The organism is Streptomyces sp. DI166 (assembly GCF_900091315.1).
GTDB classification, from domain to species: domain Bacteria; phylum Actinomycetota; class Actinomycetes; order Streptomycetales; family Streptomycetaceae; genus Streptomyces; species Streptomyces fuscus.
Genome location: NZ_FLSP01000022.1, coordinates 19,421 through 38,225, shown reverse-complemented (window position 1 = coordinate 38,225; position 18,805 = coordinate 19,421). Strand labels below are relative to the sequence as shown.

The following is an 18,805-nucleotide window of genomic DNA, read 5'->3' as shown; positions in this document are numbered from 1 at the left end:
CGGCCCAGGCCGGGAACGACCCGCTGGGGAGGGCGCGCTGCTGTGTGCGGTTCCGAAGAAGTCCTGGCCTACTGGCAGCGGATGCTGACACCGCTTCCGTTGGAGACATCACTTCCCGTCGACCGACCTCATCCGACCGAACCGGACCACGCGCGCGAGGTCCGCACCCGGTCCGGCCTCCCGCAGGCCACGGACGCCGAACTGCTCGCCGCCTTCGTGGCGTTGCTGCACCGCTACGGCCAGGCCACCGACATCACCGTCGGCCACGACGGACTGCCGGTGCGGGTCCGCATCGACCACGAACCCTCCTTCCAGGGGCTGTTGCGGCAGATCGAACAGACATGGGCCGACGCCGAGATCCACCGGCTGCCCATCGACATGCTGGTCGAGGAACTGCACCCCCGGCCCGCCCGCGGCGGCGGCCTCTTCTTCAACACGGTCCTCGCCACCCCCACCCGCCCCGCCGGTGAACTGCCCGGCCCCGTCGACCTGTTGCTGGAGGTCAGCGCGGGCGAGGCACGGGCGGCGTACGACCCCCGTATCCTCGACGCCGCCACCGTCGACCGCCTGCTCGGCCACTACCGCACCCTGCTGGCCGACGCGCTCGCCCGCCCCGGAACAGCCCTGGACCGGCTGGAACTGATGGGGGAGAGCGAGTACACCCAGGTCGTCCACGACTGGAACGCCACCGGGCACTCCGTGCCCCTCGCGACCTGGCCCGCGATGTTCGCCGAGCAGGTCCGCACCCGCCCGGACGCCGTCGCCCTGGTCTTCGAGGACGAGCAGCTCACCTACGCCGAGCTGGACGAGCGCGCCAACCGCCTCGCCCACGCCCTGCTCGCCCGTGGCGCGGGCCCCGAGCGCATCGTGGCCCTGGCCCTGCCCCGCTCGATCGACCTGATCGTCACCGAGGTCGCCGTCCTGAAGTCCGGCTCCGCCTACCTGCCCATCGACCACGACTACCCGGCCGACCGCATCGCCTACATGCTCGGCGACGCCACCCCGGTCTGCATGGTCACGACGGAGGAGACCGCCCGCGACCTCCCCGAGCAGGAAGGCATGACCGTCCTGGCGCTCGACGCGCCCGGCACGGCCGCCGAGTTGACCGCGCGTCCGGCCCACGACCCGGACGCCCCGATCACCGTCGACAACGCCGCCTACGTCATCTACACCTCCGGCTCCACCGGACGGCCCAAGGGTGTCGTGCTCGCCCACAGCGGTGTCGCCAAGCTGGTCGCCACGCAGAGCGAGCGCTTCGGCATCGGCCCGCACAGCCGGGTCCTCCAGTTCGCCTCGCCCAGCTTCGACGTCGCCTTCTGGGACCTGTGCCTCGGCCTGCTCTCCGGCGGCCGACTGGTCGTCGTACCGGCCGAACTGCGCGTCCCGGCCGCCCCGCTCGCCGACTACGCCCACGCGCACGGCATCACCTTCATGATCCTGCCGCCCGCCCTGCTCGCGGCGATGCCGGACGACGTCCACCTACCGCCCACCGCGACCCTGCTGGCGGGAACGGAACGCGTCTCGCCGGAACTCGTCGGCCGCTATGCCCGCGGCCGGATGATGTTCAACGCCTACGGCCCCACCGAGGCCACCACCAACTCCACGCTCGGCCTGTGCGACCCGGACATCCCGGCCGGCTCCATCGTGCCCATCGGCGTACCCGACCCCGGCACCCGCGCCTACGTCCTCGACGCCTACCTGCGCCCCGTCCCCGCCGGACTCACCGGCGAGCTGTACCTCGGCGGCGCCGGTCTCGCCCGCGGCTACCTCGGCCGCCCCGACCTGACCGCCGAACGGTTCGTCGCCGACCCCTTCGGCGCCCCCGGCGAACGCCTGTACCGCACCGGCGACCTGGTGCGCTGGCGCGCCGACGGACGCCTGGAGTTCCTGGGCCGCGCCGACGCCCAGATCAAGATCCGCGGCTTCCGTATCGAACCTGGCGAGATCGAGTCCGTACTGCGCGGCCACACGGCGGTCGACCAGGTCACCGTCGTCGCCCGCGAGGACCGCCCCGGCGACCGCCGCCTCGTCGGCTATGTCGTCCCCTCCCTCGACGGCTCCGCCGAACACGTCGAGGAGTGGAAGGAGGTCCACGAACTCCTCTACAGCGCCGCCGGTTCGGAGGGCGCCCAGGAGAACTTCGCGGGCTGGAACAGCATGTACGACGGGCTCCCGATCCCCGTCGAGGAGATGCGCGAGTGGCGGGAGAACACCGTCCGCCGCGTTCGCGAACTCGGACCGGCCAGGCGCGTACTGGAGATCGGCGTCGGCAGCGGACTGATCCTCTCCCGCATCGCCCCCGACTGCGAGGAGTACTGGGGCACCGACCTCTCCTCCGAGGCCGTCGCCGCCCTGCGCGCGCAGGTGGACCTCCCCGGAGTCCACCTGCGCGCCCAGCCCGCCCACGACACCACCGGGCTGCCCGAGGGTCACTTCGACACCGTCGTCATCAACTCCGTCGCCCAGTACTTCCCCGGCGCCGACTACCTCACCGAAGTCCTGCGCGCCGCCTCCCGGTTGCTCGCCACCGGCGGGCGGATCTTCGTCGGCGACGTCCGCAATCTGCGGCTGCTGCGCACCCTGCGCGCCGCCGTCGAGACGCGGCGCGCCACGACCGACGACAAGAGCGCCCTGCGTGCCGCCGTCGAACAGTCCGTGCGCTGGGAGGGCGAACTCCTCCTGGACCCCGACTACTTCGCCGCCCTCGACGGCTTCGACACCGAGATCCGGATCAAGCGGGGCGCGCACCACAACGAGCTGAGCCGCTACCGCTACGACGTCGTCCTGCGTCCGGGCCCGCGCGCGGCCGTCCCCGACGAGCGCGAGGTCCCCTGGGCGGGCGCGGACCACCTGGAGGCCCTGCTCGCCGAGCGCCCCGAGCGCCTGCGTGTCACCGGCATCCCCAACGCCCGCCTCGCCGACGACCTCGCCGACCTGCGCGCCCTGGAGGGCAGCAGCCGCGAGGCGGCCCCGGGCGCCGACCCCGAGGACCTGCACGCCCTGGCCGAACGCCACGGCTACCGCGCCGCGCTCACCTGGAACGGCACCGCCGACGACGGCGCCCTCGACGCGGTCCTCGCCCTCACCGACCCGGCACCCGGCCTCTACCGCGGCACCGGCGCCTACCCGCACGCCAACAGCCCCGCCCCCTTCCGCGACGTGCACGCCCTGATGCGCACCCTGCGCGCCCACGCCGCCGAGTATCTGCCCGACTACATGGTCCCGTCGGCCCTCGTGCCCCTGCACGCGCTGCCGGTCACCCCGAGCGGCAAGATCGACGCCCGCGCCCTGCCCGCCCCCGACTACGGCGCGATGAGCTCCGGACGCGCGCCCGAGACGCCGCGCGAGAAGCTGCTGTGCTCGCTCTTCGCCGAGGTGCTCGGACTGGACGAGGTCACCGCGGAGGACGACTTCCTCGCCCTCGGCGGCGACAGCATCACCGCCATCCAACTCCTCATCCGTGCCCGCGAGTCGGGACTGAGACTGACCACCCGTGACGTCTTCCGGCACCGCACCGCCGAGTCCCTGGCCCGCGCGGCCGTGGAGCGGGTCACGGAACACGGCGAGCCGGCACCGTTGGTGGAGGTCGACCCCGGCGAACTGCCCGAGATCCAGGGCGCCAACCCCCTAGACATCGAGGAACTGCTCCCGCTCACCCCGCTCCAGCAGGGTTTCTTCTTCCACTCCCTCACCAGCGGCAGCGGCGGCGACGTCTACGTCGTCCAGCAGGTCCTCGACCTCGCCGGAGCGGTCGACGGTCCCACCCTGCGCCGCGCCGCCCAGCGCCTGCTGGACCGGCACGCACCCCTGCGCGCCGCCTTCCGCCAGCGCCCCGACGGCACGCCGGTGCAGATCATCACCCGGCACGCCGAACTGCCCTGGCGCGAGGTCGACCTGTCCGCGCAGGACGTCGAGATCCGCGAGACGCTCGGCGAGGCCGTCGTCGCCGACGAGCGCGCGGCCGGTTTCGACCTGGCCGCACCGCCCCTGCTGCGCTGCGCCCTGGTCCGGCTCGGGGAACACCGCAGCCGACTCGTCCTGACCTTCCACCACGCGGTCGCCGACGGCTGGTCCCTGCCGGTCCTGCACCGCGAACTGATGGCCTGCTACGGCACCGACGACCCCGCGCTCCCCGAGGTCGCCCCCTACCGCGACTTCCTGCGCCGCCTCGCCGGACAGGACCGCGAGGCCGCCCGCGAGGCCTGGCGCACCGCGCTCGCCGGACTCGACGAGCCGACCCGCCTGGTCGACACCCCGGCCACCGGGGAACCGGTCCAGCCCGCGCACGTCCGCGTGGAACTGCCCGAACGCACCACCGCACGCCTGGCGGACCGCGCCCGCGAGCACGGCGTCACCCTCGGCACCGTCGTCCAGACCGCCTGGGGCCTCCTCCTCGGCAGGCTCACCGGCCGCGACGACGTGCTCTTCGGCACCACCGTCTCCGGCCGGGACAGCGAGGTCGAGGGCATCGCCTCAATGGTCGGCCTGTTCATCAACACCCTGCCCACGCGGCTGCGTTGGGCCCCGGGCGAGACCCTCGGCACCCTGCTGACCCGCCTCCAGGAGGAACAGGCCCGCCTGCTGGACCACCAGCACCTCGGACTCGCCGAGATCCAGCGGCTCGCCGGGCACGCCGGAGAGGGCGAACTCTTCGACACCCTGGTCGTGTTCGAGAACTACCCCGCCGAACCGGACCTGCGGGACCCCTCGGGCACGGTCCGCGTCACCGGCGATGCCTTCCACGACGCCGTGCACTATCCGCTCGCCCTGGTCGTCAAGCCCGGCGAACGGCTCGACCTGCGGCTCAAGCACCACACCGAGCGGCTGGACGGCGACACCGTACGCGCCCTCGGCGACCGACTGGCACGTCTGCTGGAGGAGTTCGCCACCGACACCCGTCAGCGGGTCGCGGCCCTCGACCTGCTCACCCTGGACGAGGCCCTGCGCGCCCACCCGGCCGGAGAGGAGCGCGAGGTCCCGGCGAGCACCCTCGCCGAGGCAATCGCCGCCCAGACCGCCCGCACTCCGGACGCCACGGCCGTCGTCTTCGCCGGGGAACACCTCACCTACGCCGAACTCGACGCCCGAGCCGAAGCATTGGCGGCACGCCTGCGCGCTCGCGGCGCCGGTCCCGGCGGGTTCGTCGCGGTCGCCGTGCCCCGGTCCGCCGCACTGATGGTGGCGCTGCTCGGCGTACTGAAGTCGGGCGCCGCCTACCTCCCGGTCGATCCGGACTACCCGGCGGACCGCATCGCCCACATGCTCGCCGACTCCGGGACGAGCACGGTGATCACACTCGCCGGGATCGCGGACCGGCTGCGGCTCGCGGCCGACGCCGTACTCCTCCTCGACGAGGAGCACACCGACGAGCCCCCGGCCGCTCCCGCACGCCCCGCCCACCCCGACGATCCCGCCTACCTCATCTACACCTCCGGCTCCACCGGCCTGCCCAAGGGCGTGATCGTCACCCACCGCGCCATCGTCAACCGGCTCGCCTGGATGCAGGGCGCCTACAGTCTGACGGCCGAGGACCGGGTCCTGCAGAAGACCCCGTCCAGCTTCGACGTCTCCGTGTGGGAGTTCTTCTGGCCGCTCCTCGAAGGCGCCGCCGTCGTGCTCGCCAAGCCCGACGGACACCGGGACCCGGCCTACCTCTCCGCCCTGGTGCGCGAGGAGGGCGTGACGACGATGCACTTCGTGCCGTCGATGCTGGAGGCGTTCCTCCAGTCCGACGAGGTCACCGACGACTCCTCCTGGGCCGCTTCCCTGCGCCGCGTGTTCAGCAGCGGCGAGGCCCTGCCCACGGCCGCCGCGCACCGCTGGCGCGAGCTGACCGGCGTGCCCCTGCACAACCTGTACGGCCCCACCGAGGCCGCCGTCGACGTCACCCACCACCCCGTCGAGGGCACCGACCAGGGCGTCACCGTGCCCATCGGCCGCCCCGTCTGGAACACCGGCCTGCGCGTGCTCGACACCTGCCTGCGCCCCGTGCCCGACGGCGTCCCCGGCGAGCTGTACCTCACCGGCGTCCAGCTCGCCCGCGGCTACCACGCCCGCCCCGGCCTGACCGCCGAACGCTTCACCGCCGACCCCTACGGCCCGCCCGGCACCCGCATGTACCGCACCGGCGACCTCGTCCGGCGCCGCCCCGACGGCGTGATCGAGTACCTGGGCCGCACCGACCGCCAGGTCAAGCTGCGCGGCAACCGCATCGAACTCGGCGAGATCGAGGCCGCCCTGACCCGCCTGCCCGCCGTCGCGCAGGCCGCGGTGACGGTACGGGACAACACCCTCGTCGCCTACGTCGTACTGACCGAGGAGTCCGGCGCCGACGACCTGCGCGCCGCGCTGGAGGGCACCCTGCCCGCGCCCATGGTGCCGACCTCCTACGTCGTCCTCGACGCCCTGCCGCTCACCCCCAGCGGCAAGCTCGACCGCAACGCCCTGCCCGCCCCGCAGACCGTGCGCGTCGAGTCCCGCGCCCCGCGCAACCCCCGCGAGCAACTGCTCACGGAGATCTTCGCCGCCGTCCTGAAGCTGCCCGACGCCGGAGTCGAGGACGACTTCTTCCTGCTCGGCGGCGACAGCATCAGCTCCATCGCCGTGGCCAGCCGCGCCCGCCGAGCAGGGCTGGCGATCGGCCCGCGCGAGGTCTTCGAGCACCGCACCCCGGCCGCCCTCGCCGAGGCCGCGGCGGTCCTGGAGGACGCGGGCACCGCCCAGGAGGCCTCCGCCTTCACGCTCACCGACGAGGAGCGCGCCCGCGTCGAGCTGCTCGCCCCCGGACGCGTCGAGGACATCTGGCCCCTGGCCCCGCTCCAGGAGGGCCTGTTCTTCCACTCCACCTACGACGACAGCGCGCTGGACGTGTACACCGTCCACGAGTCCTTCGACTTCGCCGAACGCGTCGACGCCGACCGGCTGCGCGCCGCCACCCGCGCCCTGCTCGACCGCAACCCCTCCCTGCGCGCCGGGTTCACCAGCGAAGGGCTGCGCCAGCCGGTGCAGTTCATCGTCCGGGACGCCGACATCCCGCTCACCGAGGTGGACCTGTCCGGGCTGTCGGCTGCCGGACAGGACCGGCGCATGGGCGAGTTGCTGGATCAGGAGCGTGCCCGCCGCTTCGACCTGAGCCGCCCGCTGCTCTTCCGGATGCTGCTGATCCGGCTCGGCGAGGAGCGCGGCGACCGGCTGATCGTGGGCCGCCATCTGATCCTGTGGGACGGCTGGTCGGCCTGGCTCTTCCTGGACCAGCTGTTCGCCCTGTACGAGAGCGGCGGCGACCCCGCCGGACTCGCCCGGCCCGGCTCGTACCGCGACTACCTGACCTGGCTGGAGCGACAGGACGACTCCGCGGCCCGGCGCGCCTGGCGTGCCGCGCTGGCCGGGTTCGAGGAGCCCACGCTGCTGGCCCCGGCGGTCGACGACCGGGGCCTGGAGCCGGTCATCCCGCGTCAGTTGGACGCCGTGCTGGACCCGGACACCGCCGGGCGGTTGCGGGAGACCGCCCGGCGGCACGGACTGACCCTCAACACCGTCCTCAACGCCGCCTGGGGCCTGGTGCTCGCGAGCGTGAGCGGCCGTACCGACGTCGCCTTCGGCACCACGGTCGCCGGACGGCCCAGCGAGGTGCCGGACGTCGAGAACGTCATCGGCATGTTCCTCAACACGGTGCCCGCCCGCATCGCCTTCGACCCGCGCGAGCCGGCGCTGGACCTGCTGCGCCGCATCCAGGGCGAACGGTTGGAGGTCATGCCGTACGAGTACCTGGGCCTAGGCGTGCTCCAGGCCGAGACCGGGCACCGGCGGCTGTTCGACACCCTCTTCGTGCTGCGCAACGCCGACACCGACGAACGCCTCGCCGAACTGCGGGACCGGCACGGGGCGACCGCCGTCGCCAACGTGGACGCCACCCACTACCCGGCCAACCTCGTCGTCACCCCCGGCGAACGCGTCCGCGTCACCCTGGCCTACCGGCCGGATCTGCTGGCGGACGACTTCGCGCAGCGCCTGATCGACCGGTTCGTGCTGCTCGTCTCGGGCCTCGTGACGGACCCGTCCGCCCCCGTCGGCGCGCTGTCCGCGCTGCTGCCCGACGAGGCCGCCGCGCTGGCCCGCGAGGAGGAGACGCAGCGGCAGCCCGTGCCGCACGAGACGGTCGCCGACATGCTCGCCGCCCAGGCCGCCCGCACCCCGGACGCCACCGCCCTCGTCTTCGGCGAGCAGACCGTCACCTACGCCGAACTCGACGCCCGCTGCGACCGCTTGGCCCGGCTGCTGATCACGCACGGCGCGGGGCCCGAGAAGGTCGTCGCGCTCGGCCTGCAGCGCTCCATCGACACTGTTGTGGCCCTGTTCGCGGTGCTGCGCACGGGCGCCGCGTACCTGCCGCTGGAGCTGGACCACCCGGCCGAGCGGCTGTCGCTGATGCTCGCCGACGCCCGCCCGCTGCTCCTGCTGTCCACGCGGGCCGTCTCGGCGACCCTGACCGGCGACATGCCGCGCCTGCTGCTGGACGCCCCGGAGACGCAGTCCGAACTCGCCGCCCTGCCCGCTGAACCCGTACGCGTGTCCTTCAGCCTGGACCACCCCGCGTACGTGATCTACACCTCCGGCTCCACCGGCCGCCCCAAGGGCGTGGTCACGCCGTACATCGGCCTGACCAACATGCAGCTCAACCACCAGAAGGAGATCTTCGCCCCGGCCATCGCCTCGGCGGGCGGACGCCGGCTGCGCATCGCGCACACCGTGTCCTTCGCCTTCGACATGTCCTGGGAGGAGCTGCTCTGGCTCGTCGAGGGCCACGAAGTGCACATCTGCGACGAGGAGTTGCGCAGGGACGCCACCGCGCTGGTGGCGTACTGCGAACAGCACCGCGTCGACGTGGTCAACGTGACCCCCACCTACGCCCATCTCCTCATCGAGGAGGGACTGTTGGAGGGACACCGGCCGCCGCTGGTGCTGCTGGGCGGCGAGGCGGTCACCGAGACCGTGTGGAACACCCTCCGGGACACCGAGGGCACCTACGGCTACAACCTGTACGGGCCCACCGAGTACACCATCAACACCCTCGGCGGCGGCACCCACGACAGCGCCACGCCGACCGTCGGCAAGCCCATCCGCGCCACCCGCGCCCGCATCCTCGACCCCTGGCTGCGGCCCGTCCCGGACGGTGTGGCGGGCGAGCTGTACATCGCCGGTGTGGGCCTGGCCCGCGGCTACCTGGACCGGCCCGGCCTGACCGCCGAGCGGTTCGTCGCCGACCCTTACGGGCAGCCCGGCGAGCGCATGTACCGCACCGGCGACCTCGTACGGCGCCGCCCCGACGGCAACCTCGACTTCCTCGGCCGCACCGACGACCAGGTGAAGATCCGCGGCCACCGCGTCGAACTCGGCGAGATCGAGACCGCGTTGGCGCAGCACCCCGAGGTCTCCCAGGCCGCCGTCATCGCCCGCGACGACACCTCCGCGCCCGGGACCCAGCGGCTCGTGGGGTACGTCGTCCCGGCCGAACCCGACAGCGAGGCGCGCCGGGAGGCCGAGGCTGAGCAGATCGGGGAGTGGCAGGAGATCTACTCCGCCGAGTACACCGAGATCGGCACCGCCGTCTTCACCGAGGACTTCGCGGGCTGGGACAGCTCCTACGACGGCACGCCCATCCCGCTGGAGCACATGCGGGAGTGGCGCGAGGCCACCGTCGATCGGATCAGGGAACTGCGGCCCGCCCGCGTCCTGGAGATCGGCGTAGGCTCCGGCCTGCTGCTGTCCCGGCTCGCCCCGGACGCCGAGGAGTACTGGGCGACCGACTTCGCGGCACCCGTGATCCGCAAGCTCGGCGAGGACATCGAGGCCGACCCCGAGCTGGCCCGGAAGGTGCATCTGCGTTGCCAGCCTGCCGAGGTGACGGACGGGCTGCCCGCCGGCCGCTTCGACACGATCGTCATCAACTCCGTCATCCAGTACTTCCCCAGCCTGGACCACCTGCGCAAGGTGATCCGGGGCGCGATGGGCCTGCTCGCCCCCGGCGGCGCCCTGTTCCTGGGTGACGTGCGCGACTTGCGGCAGGCCCGCGTCTTCCAGACCGGCATCCAGGTCGCGCGCGGCGCCGAGCCGCTGCGGCAGGCCGTGGACCGAGGTCTGGCGCTGGAGAAGGAACTCCTCGTCGACCCCGACTGGTTCACCACCCTCGGCGTGGGCGTCGACCTGCGCACCAAGCGGGGACACCACCACAACGAGCTGACGCGCTACCGCTACGACGTCGTCCTGTACGCCGACACCGCCGACGCCCTCCGGCTGGACGAGGTTCCCGAGGCGGAGTGGGGCGCCGATCTGACCGGACTCCTGAGCGGCGGCGAGCCCTTCCGGGTCCGGCGCATCCCCGACGCCCGCACGGCCGCCGACCTCGCCGCGATGCGCGCCATGGACGCCGAGCCCGCCCCGCCGACGGGCGAGGAGCCCGAGGGCGTACGGCAGTCGGGGGAGTCCCACGGCTTCCGGGTACTGACCACCTGGTCCGACGAACCGGGCCTCTTCGACGCCGTCTTCGTTCCCGCCGCCCACTCCGGCCACACCCTCGGCCTGTACCGCCCGCGCGCCGGGCGCGGCACCGAGCCGTACGCCAACACCCCGACCGCCACCCGCGGCCAGGGCGCGCTGATTCGCCGTATCCGTGAGGAGCTGGGACAGCGGCTGCCGGGCTACATGGTCCCGGCCGCGTTCGTGGTGCTGCCGCGGCTGCCGATGAACGACAACGGCAAGCTCGACGTGCGCGCCCTGCCGGACGCCGAGCCCGCCGTCGCCCTGTCCGCCGGGCGCGGCCCGCGCACCCCCGTCGAGGAGGTGCTGTGCCGGCTCTTCGCCGAGGTACTGGGGCTGCCCCGGAGCGGAGCGGAGGACAACTTCTTCGACCTGGGCGGACACTCACTGCTCGCCACCCGCCTGATCAGCCGCGCCCGCACCGAACTCGGCGCCGAGCTGGCCATCCGGGACCTGTTCGAGGCCCCGACCCCCGAGCGGCTGGCCCTGCGAGCGGAGGCCGGACGGCCCGCGCGTCCGGTGCTGGAGCCGGTGCCCCCGGCCGACCGCCCGGCCCGTATCCCGCTGTCGGCCGCCCAGCGGCGGCTGTGGCTCGTCGAGCGGATCACCGGCGACGGGGTCGCCTACAACTTCCCGCTCGTGGTCCGGGTGCGCGGCGCCCTCGACCTCGACGCCCTGCGCCGGGCGCTCGGCGATGTGACGGACCGTCACGAGTCGTTGCGCACCCGGTTCCTGGTGGAGGACGGCGAGCCGTACCAGTGGATCGCGGCCGTGGGTGAGGCCGAGCCCGAGTTCCGGGTCGTCGACTGCGCGGAGGAGGAGCTGCCCGCACGTATCGAGGCGGCCCAGCGGCGGCCGTTCGATCTGAGTGCCGAGCTCCCCGTGCGGGCGGAGGTGTTGCGCCTCGGCGCCGAGGACGCGGTGGTGGCGCTCGTCCTGCACCACATCACCACCGACGAGTGGTCCGACCGGCCCTTCCTGGCCGACCTCGACCACGCCTACGCGGCCCGTTCCGCCGGGCGCGCCCCCGAGTGGCCGCCGCTGCCCGCGCAGTACGCCGACTACACCCTGTGGCAGGAGTCCCTGCTCGCCGAGGTCGGCGAGCGGCAGCTCGACTTCTGGACGCGGACCCTGCGCGACCTGCCCGAGGAGATCCCGCTGCCGCTGGACCGCCCGGGTGCCGCGCGGACCACCGGCCGGGGCGCCGTGGTCCGCAAGGAGCTGCCGGACGCCACCGGCGACGCCCTCAGGGACCTGGCGGGCTCCCGGCAGGCCAGTATGTTCATGCTGTTCCAGGCGGCCACGGCGGCGCTGCTGCACCGGCTCGGCGCGGGCGACGACATCCCGCTCGGCGCGCCGATCGCCGGCCGCACCGACAGCGCCGTCGACGACCTGGTCGGCTTCTTCGTCAACACGCTGGTGCTGCGCACCGACCTGTCCGGCGACCCGTCCTTCGCCGAACTCCTCGACCGGGTGAAGGAGTCGGCGCTCGCCGCCTTCGAGCACCAGGACGTGCCGTTCGACCGGGTCGTGGACGCGGTCAACCCGGTCCGTGTCGCCGACCGCAACCCCCTGTTCCAGGTCATGCTCGGCTACCACCACCGGCCCGACGGCGACCCCGACCTGTTCGGGCTGCCCACCGAGTGGTTCGACATGGACACCGGCATGGCCAAGTTCGACCTGGACTTCACCTTCGTCGACCACGGCGCCGGACGCGACATGGCGCTGCTCCTGGAGTACGCCACCGACCTCGCCGACGAGGACACGGCGACCGCTCTGGTGGACCGCCTGCTCGGCCTGCTGGAGCAGATCGCCCAGGACCCGGACCGGCCGGTCGGCGCTCTGCGCGTCCTGACCGACGAGGAGGAGCGGGCCGCCGCGACCGAGTGGAACGCCACCGCACGGCCGCTGCAGACTCGCACCGTCCCGGAGATCCTGGACGACACCGTGCGGGCCCGCCCGGACGCCACCGCCCTGGTCGCGGGGGAGACCCGGCTGACCTTCCGGGAACTGGCCGAGCAGGTGGACGCCGTGGCACGGCTGGCGCTGCGCCACGGTGCCGGACCCGAGACCGTGATCGGCCTCGCCCTGCCCCGCCGTCTCATGGTCCCGGCCGTCCTGGGCGTCCTGCGCTCCGGCGCCGCCTACCTGCCCCTGGACCCCGAATACCCGGCCGAGCGGCTGGAGTTCATGCTCCAGGACGCCTCGGCGCGCTGCGTGCTCACCACCTCCGCCCTGGCGGCGAAGCTGCCGGACGGCTGCGCACGCGTCCTGCTCGACGACGCGGAGCCGGTGGGCGACGACACCGCCCCGCTGCCGCCGTACCCGGACCCGTGCCACGCGGCGTACGTCATCTTCACCTCCGGCTCCACCGGCACCCCCAAGGGCGTCATCGGCACCCACCGGGGCCTGAGCAACCTCTACGGCGCACACCGCGACAACCTGATCGGACCGGCCGAGCGGGCCGCCGGACGCACCGGCCTCAAGGCCGTGCACGCGGCGTCGTTCAGCTTCGACGGCTCCTGGGACCCGCTGCTGTGGCTGCCCGCCGGACACGAACTGCACGTGACCGACGAGGCCACCATGGCCGACCCGGCCGCGCTCCTCGCCTACGTGAACCGGGAGCGCGTCGACTACCTCGACCTCACCCCGACCTACCTGCGCGAGCTGATCCACCACGGCTTCCTGGAGTCCGGCGGCCATGTCCCCGGCGTGCTCAGCGTGGGCGGCGAGGCCACCCCGGCGGCGCTGTGGGAGCGGCTGTGCGCGCTGCCCGGCGTCCAGGTCCACGACCTGTACGGCCCCACCGAGTGCGCGGTCGACGCCTACGGCTGGCACGCCGACGCCTCCCGTCGCTGGGCGGCCCCGCTCGACAACATCCGCGCCCACGTCCTCGACCGCGCCCTGCGCCCGGTCCCGGTGGGCGTCACGGGCGAGCTGTACCTCGCGGGCGAGGGCCTGGCCCGTGGCTACCTCAACCGCCCCGGCCTCACCGCGGAACGCTTCACCGCCGACCCCTTCGGGGCGCCCGGCAGCCGTATGTACCGCACGGGCGACCTGGTCCGGCGCCGCCGCGACGGCTCGCTGGAGTTCCTGGGGCGGGCCGACAGCCAGGTCAAGCTGCGCGGCTTCCGCATCGAGCTCGGCGAGATCGAGGCCCTGCTCGCCGGTCACCCGGACGTGGCGACGGCGGCGGTCGTCGTCCGCGAGGACACCCCGGGCGTGCGCAGGCTCGTCGCCTACGTCCTGCCCGCCGCGGACCGCGCCCCCGATCCGGCCGACCTGCGCGCCCGTGCGGCCTCCGCACTGCCCTCGCACATGGTCCCGGCCGCCTACGTCACGGTGCCCGCCCTGCCGCGCACCGTCAGCGGCAAGCTCGACGAGAAGGCGCTGCCCGCGCCCGACTTCGCCGCGCTCACCTCGGGCCGCAGGCCCCGCAACCCCCGCGAGGACGTGCTGTGCGAGGCGTTCGCCGCGGTCCTGGACGTGCCCGAGGTCGGCATCGACGACGACTTCTTCGCGCTCGGCGGCCACTCCCTGCTCGCCATGCGGCTGACCGCGCGCATCCGCGCCGCCCTCGGCACCGAGGTGTCCCTGCGCACGGTGTTCGACGCGCCCACCGCGGCCCGTCTCGCCGAGCGCCTGGCCGCACAGAACACGGCGCACGGCGCGGCCCGGCCGGCCCTGACCGTCGGCCCCCGCCCCGCGCGACTCCCCCTGTCCTCGGCCCAGCAGCGCCTGTGGGTGCTGTACCGGGTCGAGGGACCCAGCGCGACGTACAACATCCCCTCGGCCTGGCGGCTGACCGGGGCGCTGGACGTCGAGGCGCTGCGGGCCGCCGTGCACGATCTCGTCGTACGGCACGAGACGCTGCGCACGGTCTTCCCCGAGCAGGACGGCCGCGCCCACCAGTTCGTCCTCGCCCCGGACCAGGTGCGCGTCCCCTTCGAGGTGGAGGACACCGACGAGCAGCACCTCGCCGCGCGGCTCGCGCAGGCCGGGGCGTACGGCTTCGAGCTGGACCGTGAACCCCCGCTGCGCGTCCATGTGTTCCGCACGGGCGAGCAGGAGTGGACGCTGCTGGTCCTGCTGCACCACATCGCCGGTGACGAATGGTCGGACGCGCCCCTCCACCGGGACCTCGCCCTCGCCTACGCCTGCCGCGCGCAGGGGCGGGAGCCCGACTGGGCGCCGCTGCCGCTCCAGTACGCCGACTACACGCTCTGGCAGCGGAAACTGCTGGAGCAGGTCAGTGAGCGGCAGATCGCCTACTGGCGGCAGGCCCTCGACGGCCTCCCCGAGGAGCTGGCGCTGCCCTTCGACCGGCCCCGCCCGCTGGAGGCCAGCTACCGGGGCGGCTCGGCCGACCTGTCGCTCGACGCCGAACTGGCGGCGGACCTGCACCGGTTGGCGCGCGACCACGGGGTCAGCGTGTTCATGGTGCTCCAGGCCGCGGTGGCGACCCTGCTCACCCGGCTCGGCGCCGGGAACGACATCCCGATCGGCAGCCCGATCTCCGGGCGCACCGACGCGGCCCTGGAGGACCTGGTCGGCTTCTTCCTCAACACCCTGGTGCTGCGCACCGACACCTCCGGCGACCCCACCTTCCGCGAACTCCTCGCCCGGGTACGGGAGTCCGATCTTGCGGCCTTCGACCACCAGGACGTGCCGTTCGAACGGCTGGTGGAAGTCCTCAACCCGGCCCGCTCCCTGGCCCGGCACCCGCTGTTCCAGGTGATGGTGGTCTACCTCGCGGCCGGGGACGAGAGCGCGGGCCTGCCCGGGCTCGACGGGCGCCGGGACGAGGTCGCCCAGACCACCGCCAAGTTCGACCTGTCCTTCGACTTCGTCGAGCGCGCCGACGGCACCGGAGTCGACGGCGTGCTGGAGTACAGCGCGGACCTGTTCGACCACGCCACCGCCCAGTCCTTCGCCGACCGGCTCCGCCGCGTTCTGCGCGCCGTGGCCGCCGACCCGGACCTCACCGTGGGCCGGGTGGACATCCTCGCCGAGGAGGAGCGCAAGCGCCTGGCGGACGGCTGGCACAGCCGCCCCGTGCTCGCGCCGCCGACGACCGTGCCCGCCCTCTTCGAGGCGCGCGTGCGCGAGTTCCCGGACCTGCCCGCGGTGGCCTCCGACGGGACGGAGCTCACCTTCGCCGAACTCGACGCGGAGGCCAACCGCCTTTCCGGAGTCCTCCGTGAACTGGGCGCGGGCCCGGAGGCGTTGGTCGCCCTCGCCCTGCCCCGCACCGCTCGCTTCCTGGTGGCCGTACTCGCCGTCCACAAGGCGGGCGCCGCGTACCTGCCGCTCGACCCGGACGCACCGCGGGAGCGCACCGCCGACGTCCTTGCCGACGCCCGTCCCGTGGTCACGCTCACCAGCGGCGGCTACGCGGAGAACCTGCCCCCGGACGCCGCGCGGCTGGTCCTGGACGAGCCCGGCACGCAGGCGCGGCTCGCCGCCCAGGACCCCTCCGACCTCGACGGCACCCGGCTGCTGACGCCCCGTCACCCGGCCTACGTCATCTACACCTCCGGCTCCACCGGCCGCCCCAAGGGCGTCGTGGTCACCCACGAGACCCTCGGCAACCTCTTCCACAGCCATCGCGAGACGCTGTACCGGCCCGCGATCGAGGCCACCGGACGGCGGCACCTGCGCGCCGGGCACGCCTGGTCGTTCTTCTTCGACGCCTCGTGGCAGCCGCAGCTGTGGTTGCTGGACGGGCACTGCGTGCACATCGTCTCCGACGAGGTCAGGCGCGACCCCGAACTCCTCGCCGACGCCGTGCGCCGACACCGCCTCGACTTCCTGGAGGTCACCCCGTCCCTGTTCGCCCAGATGGCCGACAGCGGTCTGCTGGAGGGCGACGACTGCCCCCTCGCCGTCGTCGGCGTCGGCGGCGAGGCCGTACCGGTCGCCCAGTGGCGGCAGTTGGCCGGGCTGCGCGACACCGAGGCGTTCAACCTCTACGGGCCCACCGAGTCCACCGTGGATGCCCTGGTGGCGCGCGTCGGTGACAGCGACCGACCGCTCGTGGGCCGGCCGGTGGCCGGGACCCGGGCGTACGTCCTGGACGAGCGGCTGCAACCGGTGCCGCCGGGGGTCACGGGCGAGCTGTATCTCGCGGGCGGCGGTCTCGCCCGCGGCTACCTCGGCGCCCCGGCACTGACCGCCGAGCGGTTCGTCGCCGACCCGTTCGGCGCGCCCGGCTCGCGTCTGTACCGTACGGGCGACCTGGCCCGCTGGACGTCCGACGGCCGGATCGACTTCCTCGGCCGGGCCGACGACCAGGTGAAGATCCGCGGCTTCCGTATCGAACCCGCCGAGATCGAGTCGGCGCTCACCGCCCACCCCGCCGTCGCACAGGCACTGGTGACGGTATGCCAGGAAGGTGCGCGCAAGCTGCTGGTGGCCTACGTCGTCGCCGAGGGCGCCGACCCCGCCGCACTGCGCGCCCATGTCGCCGAACGGCTCCCGGACCACATGGTCCCGGCCGTCGTCGTCCCGCTCGACCGGTTCCCGCAGCTCGCCAACGGCAAGCTGGACCGCTCCGCCCTGCCCGCCCCCGACTTCTCCGCCCTGTCCTCCGGACGCGCCCCCGCCACCCCGATGGAGGAGACGCTCTGCGCGATCGTCGCCGAGGTGCTCGGGCTGGAACAGGTCGGCGCGGACGACGACTTCTTCGCCCTGGGCGGCGACAGCATCGTCGCCATGCAACTCGTCAGCCGGGCCCGGGCGGCGGGCGTGCGCATCACCCCGCGCCTGGTCTTCCGGCACCGCACGGCCGCCGCCCTGGGCGCGGTCGCCGAGACGGAGACGGCCGGCGCCGTCCGCCGCGAGGACGACGGCACCGGAACCGTGCCGCTCACCCCCGTCATGCACTGGCTGCGCGAACTGGGCGGCCCCATCGCGACGTACCACCAGGCCGCCCTGGTCCGCACCCCGGCCGACCTCGACCTGCCCGGACTGACAGCCGTGCTCCAGGCCCTGGCCGACCGCCACGACCTGCTCCGGGCCACGCTGGCGCGCACCTCGCCCGAGGACTGGTCCCTGCACGTGCCGCCGGTCGGGGCGGTCGACGCCGCCGACTGGCTGGAGCGGGTGGACGTGAGCGGTCTCGACGCCGAGGCCCTCGGCGCCGCCGTGCGCGAACACGCCCACGCGGCAAGGGCGTTGCTCGACCCGGACGCGGGCGTCATGGTGCGGGCGGTCTGGTTCGACGCCGGGGAGGCGCCGGGGCGGCTGCTGCTGATGGCGCACCACCTGGTGGTGGACGGTGTGTCCTGGCGCGTGCTGCTGCCCGACCTGGCCGCCGCCTGGGAGGACGTCCGCGCCGGACGCCCCGCCCGGCTCGCCCCGGTGGAGACCTCCTTCGCCCGCTGGGCCCGTACGCTCACCGAACGGGCCCAGGAACCGGCCGTGGAGGCGCAACTGCCGCTGTGGACCGGCGTACTGGACGGCGGATCCGAGCCCTTCCCGCCGACCCGCCCCCTCGACCCGGACCGCGACACCACCGGCACCCAGCGCGAGGTCGTCCTGCGCCTGCCCGCCGAGCGGACGGGACCGCTGCTGTCCGCCGTCCCGGCCGCGTTCGGCGCCCAGGTCAACGACGTCCTGCTCGCCGGACTCGCCCTCGCCGTCGCCGACTGGCGGCGCCGCAACGGCGGCAGCGACACCTCGGTCCTGGTCGACCTGGAGAGCCACGGCCGGGCCGAGGAGATCGCCGGGGACGACACCGATCTCTCCCGTACGGTCGGCTGGTTCACCAGCGTCCACCCGGTACGCCTCGACGCCGGGACGGCCGACCCCGCCGGCGCCTTCGCGGGCGGACCGGCCGCCGAGGACGCCGTGCGCCGGGTGCGCGAGCACCTGTCGTCGCTGCCCGTCAACGGCGTCGGGTACGGCATGCTCCGCCACCTCAACCCGCGTACCCGCGAGGAGTTGGCGGCCCGTGAGCCCGCCCGGATCGAGTTCAACTACCTGGGCCGCTTCGGCATCCCGGAGGACACGGACTGGTCCTACGCGCCCGAGGAGGACGCGGCCGACATCGGTCCCGGGGCCGACATGCGGGAGGGCCACGCGCTGAGCATCAACGTGGTGACCGAGGACCGCGCGGACGGGCCGGTGCTGGCGGCACACTGGTCCTATCTGGAAGGGCTGTTGACGGATGCGACGGTGCGGGATCTCGCCGAGACCTGGTTCCGGGCGCTGGAAGGACTCGTCGCACGGGCGCGGCGCACGACCTGAACCGACCGAAGGACCGTGA

The 18,805-nt window shown here is 73.9% G+C and carries 1 protein-coding gene; it reads left to right on the top strand.

Going from position 1 to position 18,805, the window contains the following annotated elements; translation table 11 throughout:
- Window positions 1-42 precede the first annotated feature (42 nt).
- Window positions 43-18,786, top strand: a complete 18,744-nt coding sequence (locus GA0115233_RS13615) for a non-ribosomal peptide synthetase (protein ID WP_093720447.1) — start codon at window positions 43-45, stop codon at window positions 18,784-18,786.
- The last annotated feature ends 19 nt before the right edge of the window (window positions 18,787-18,805 follow it).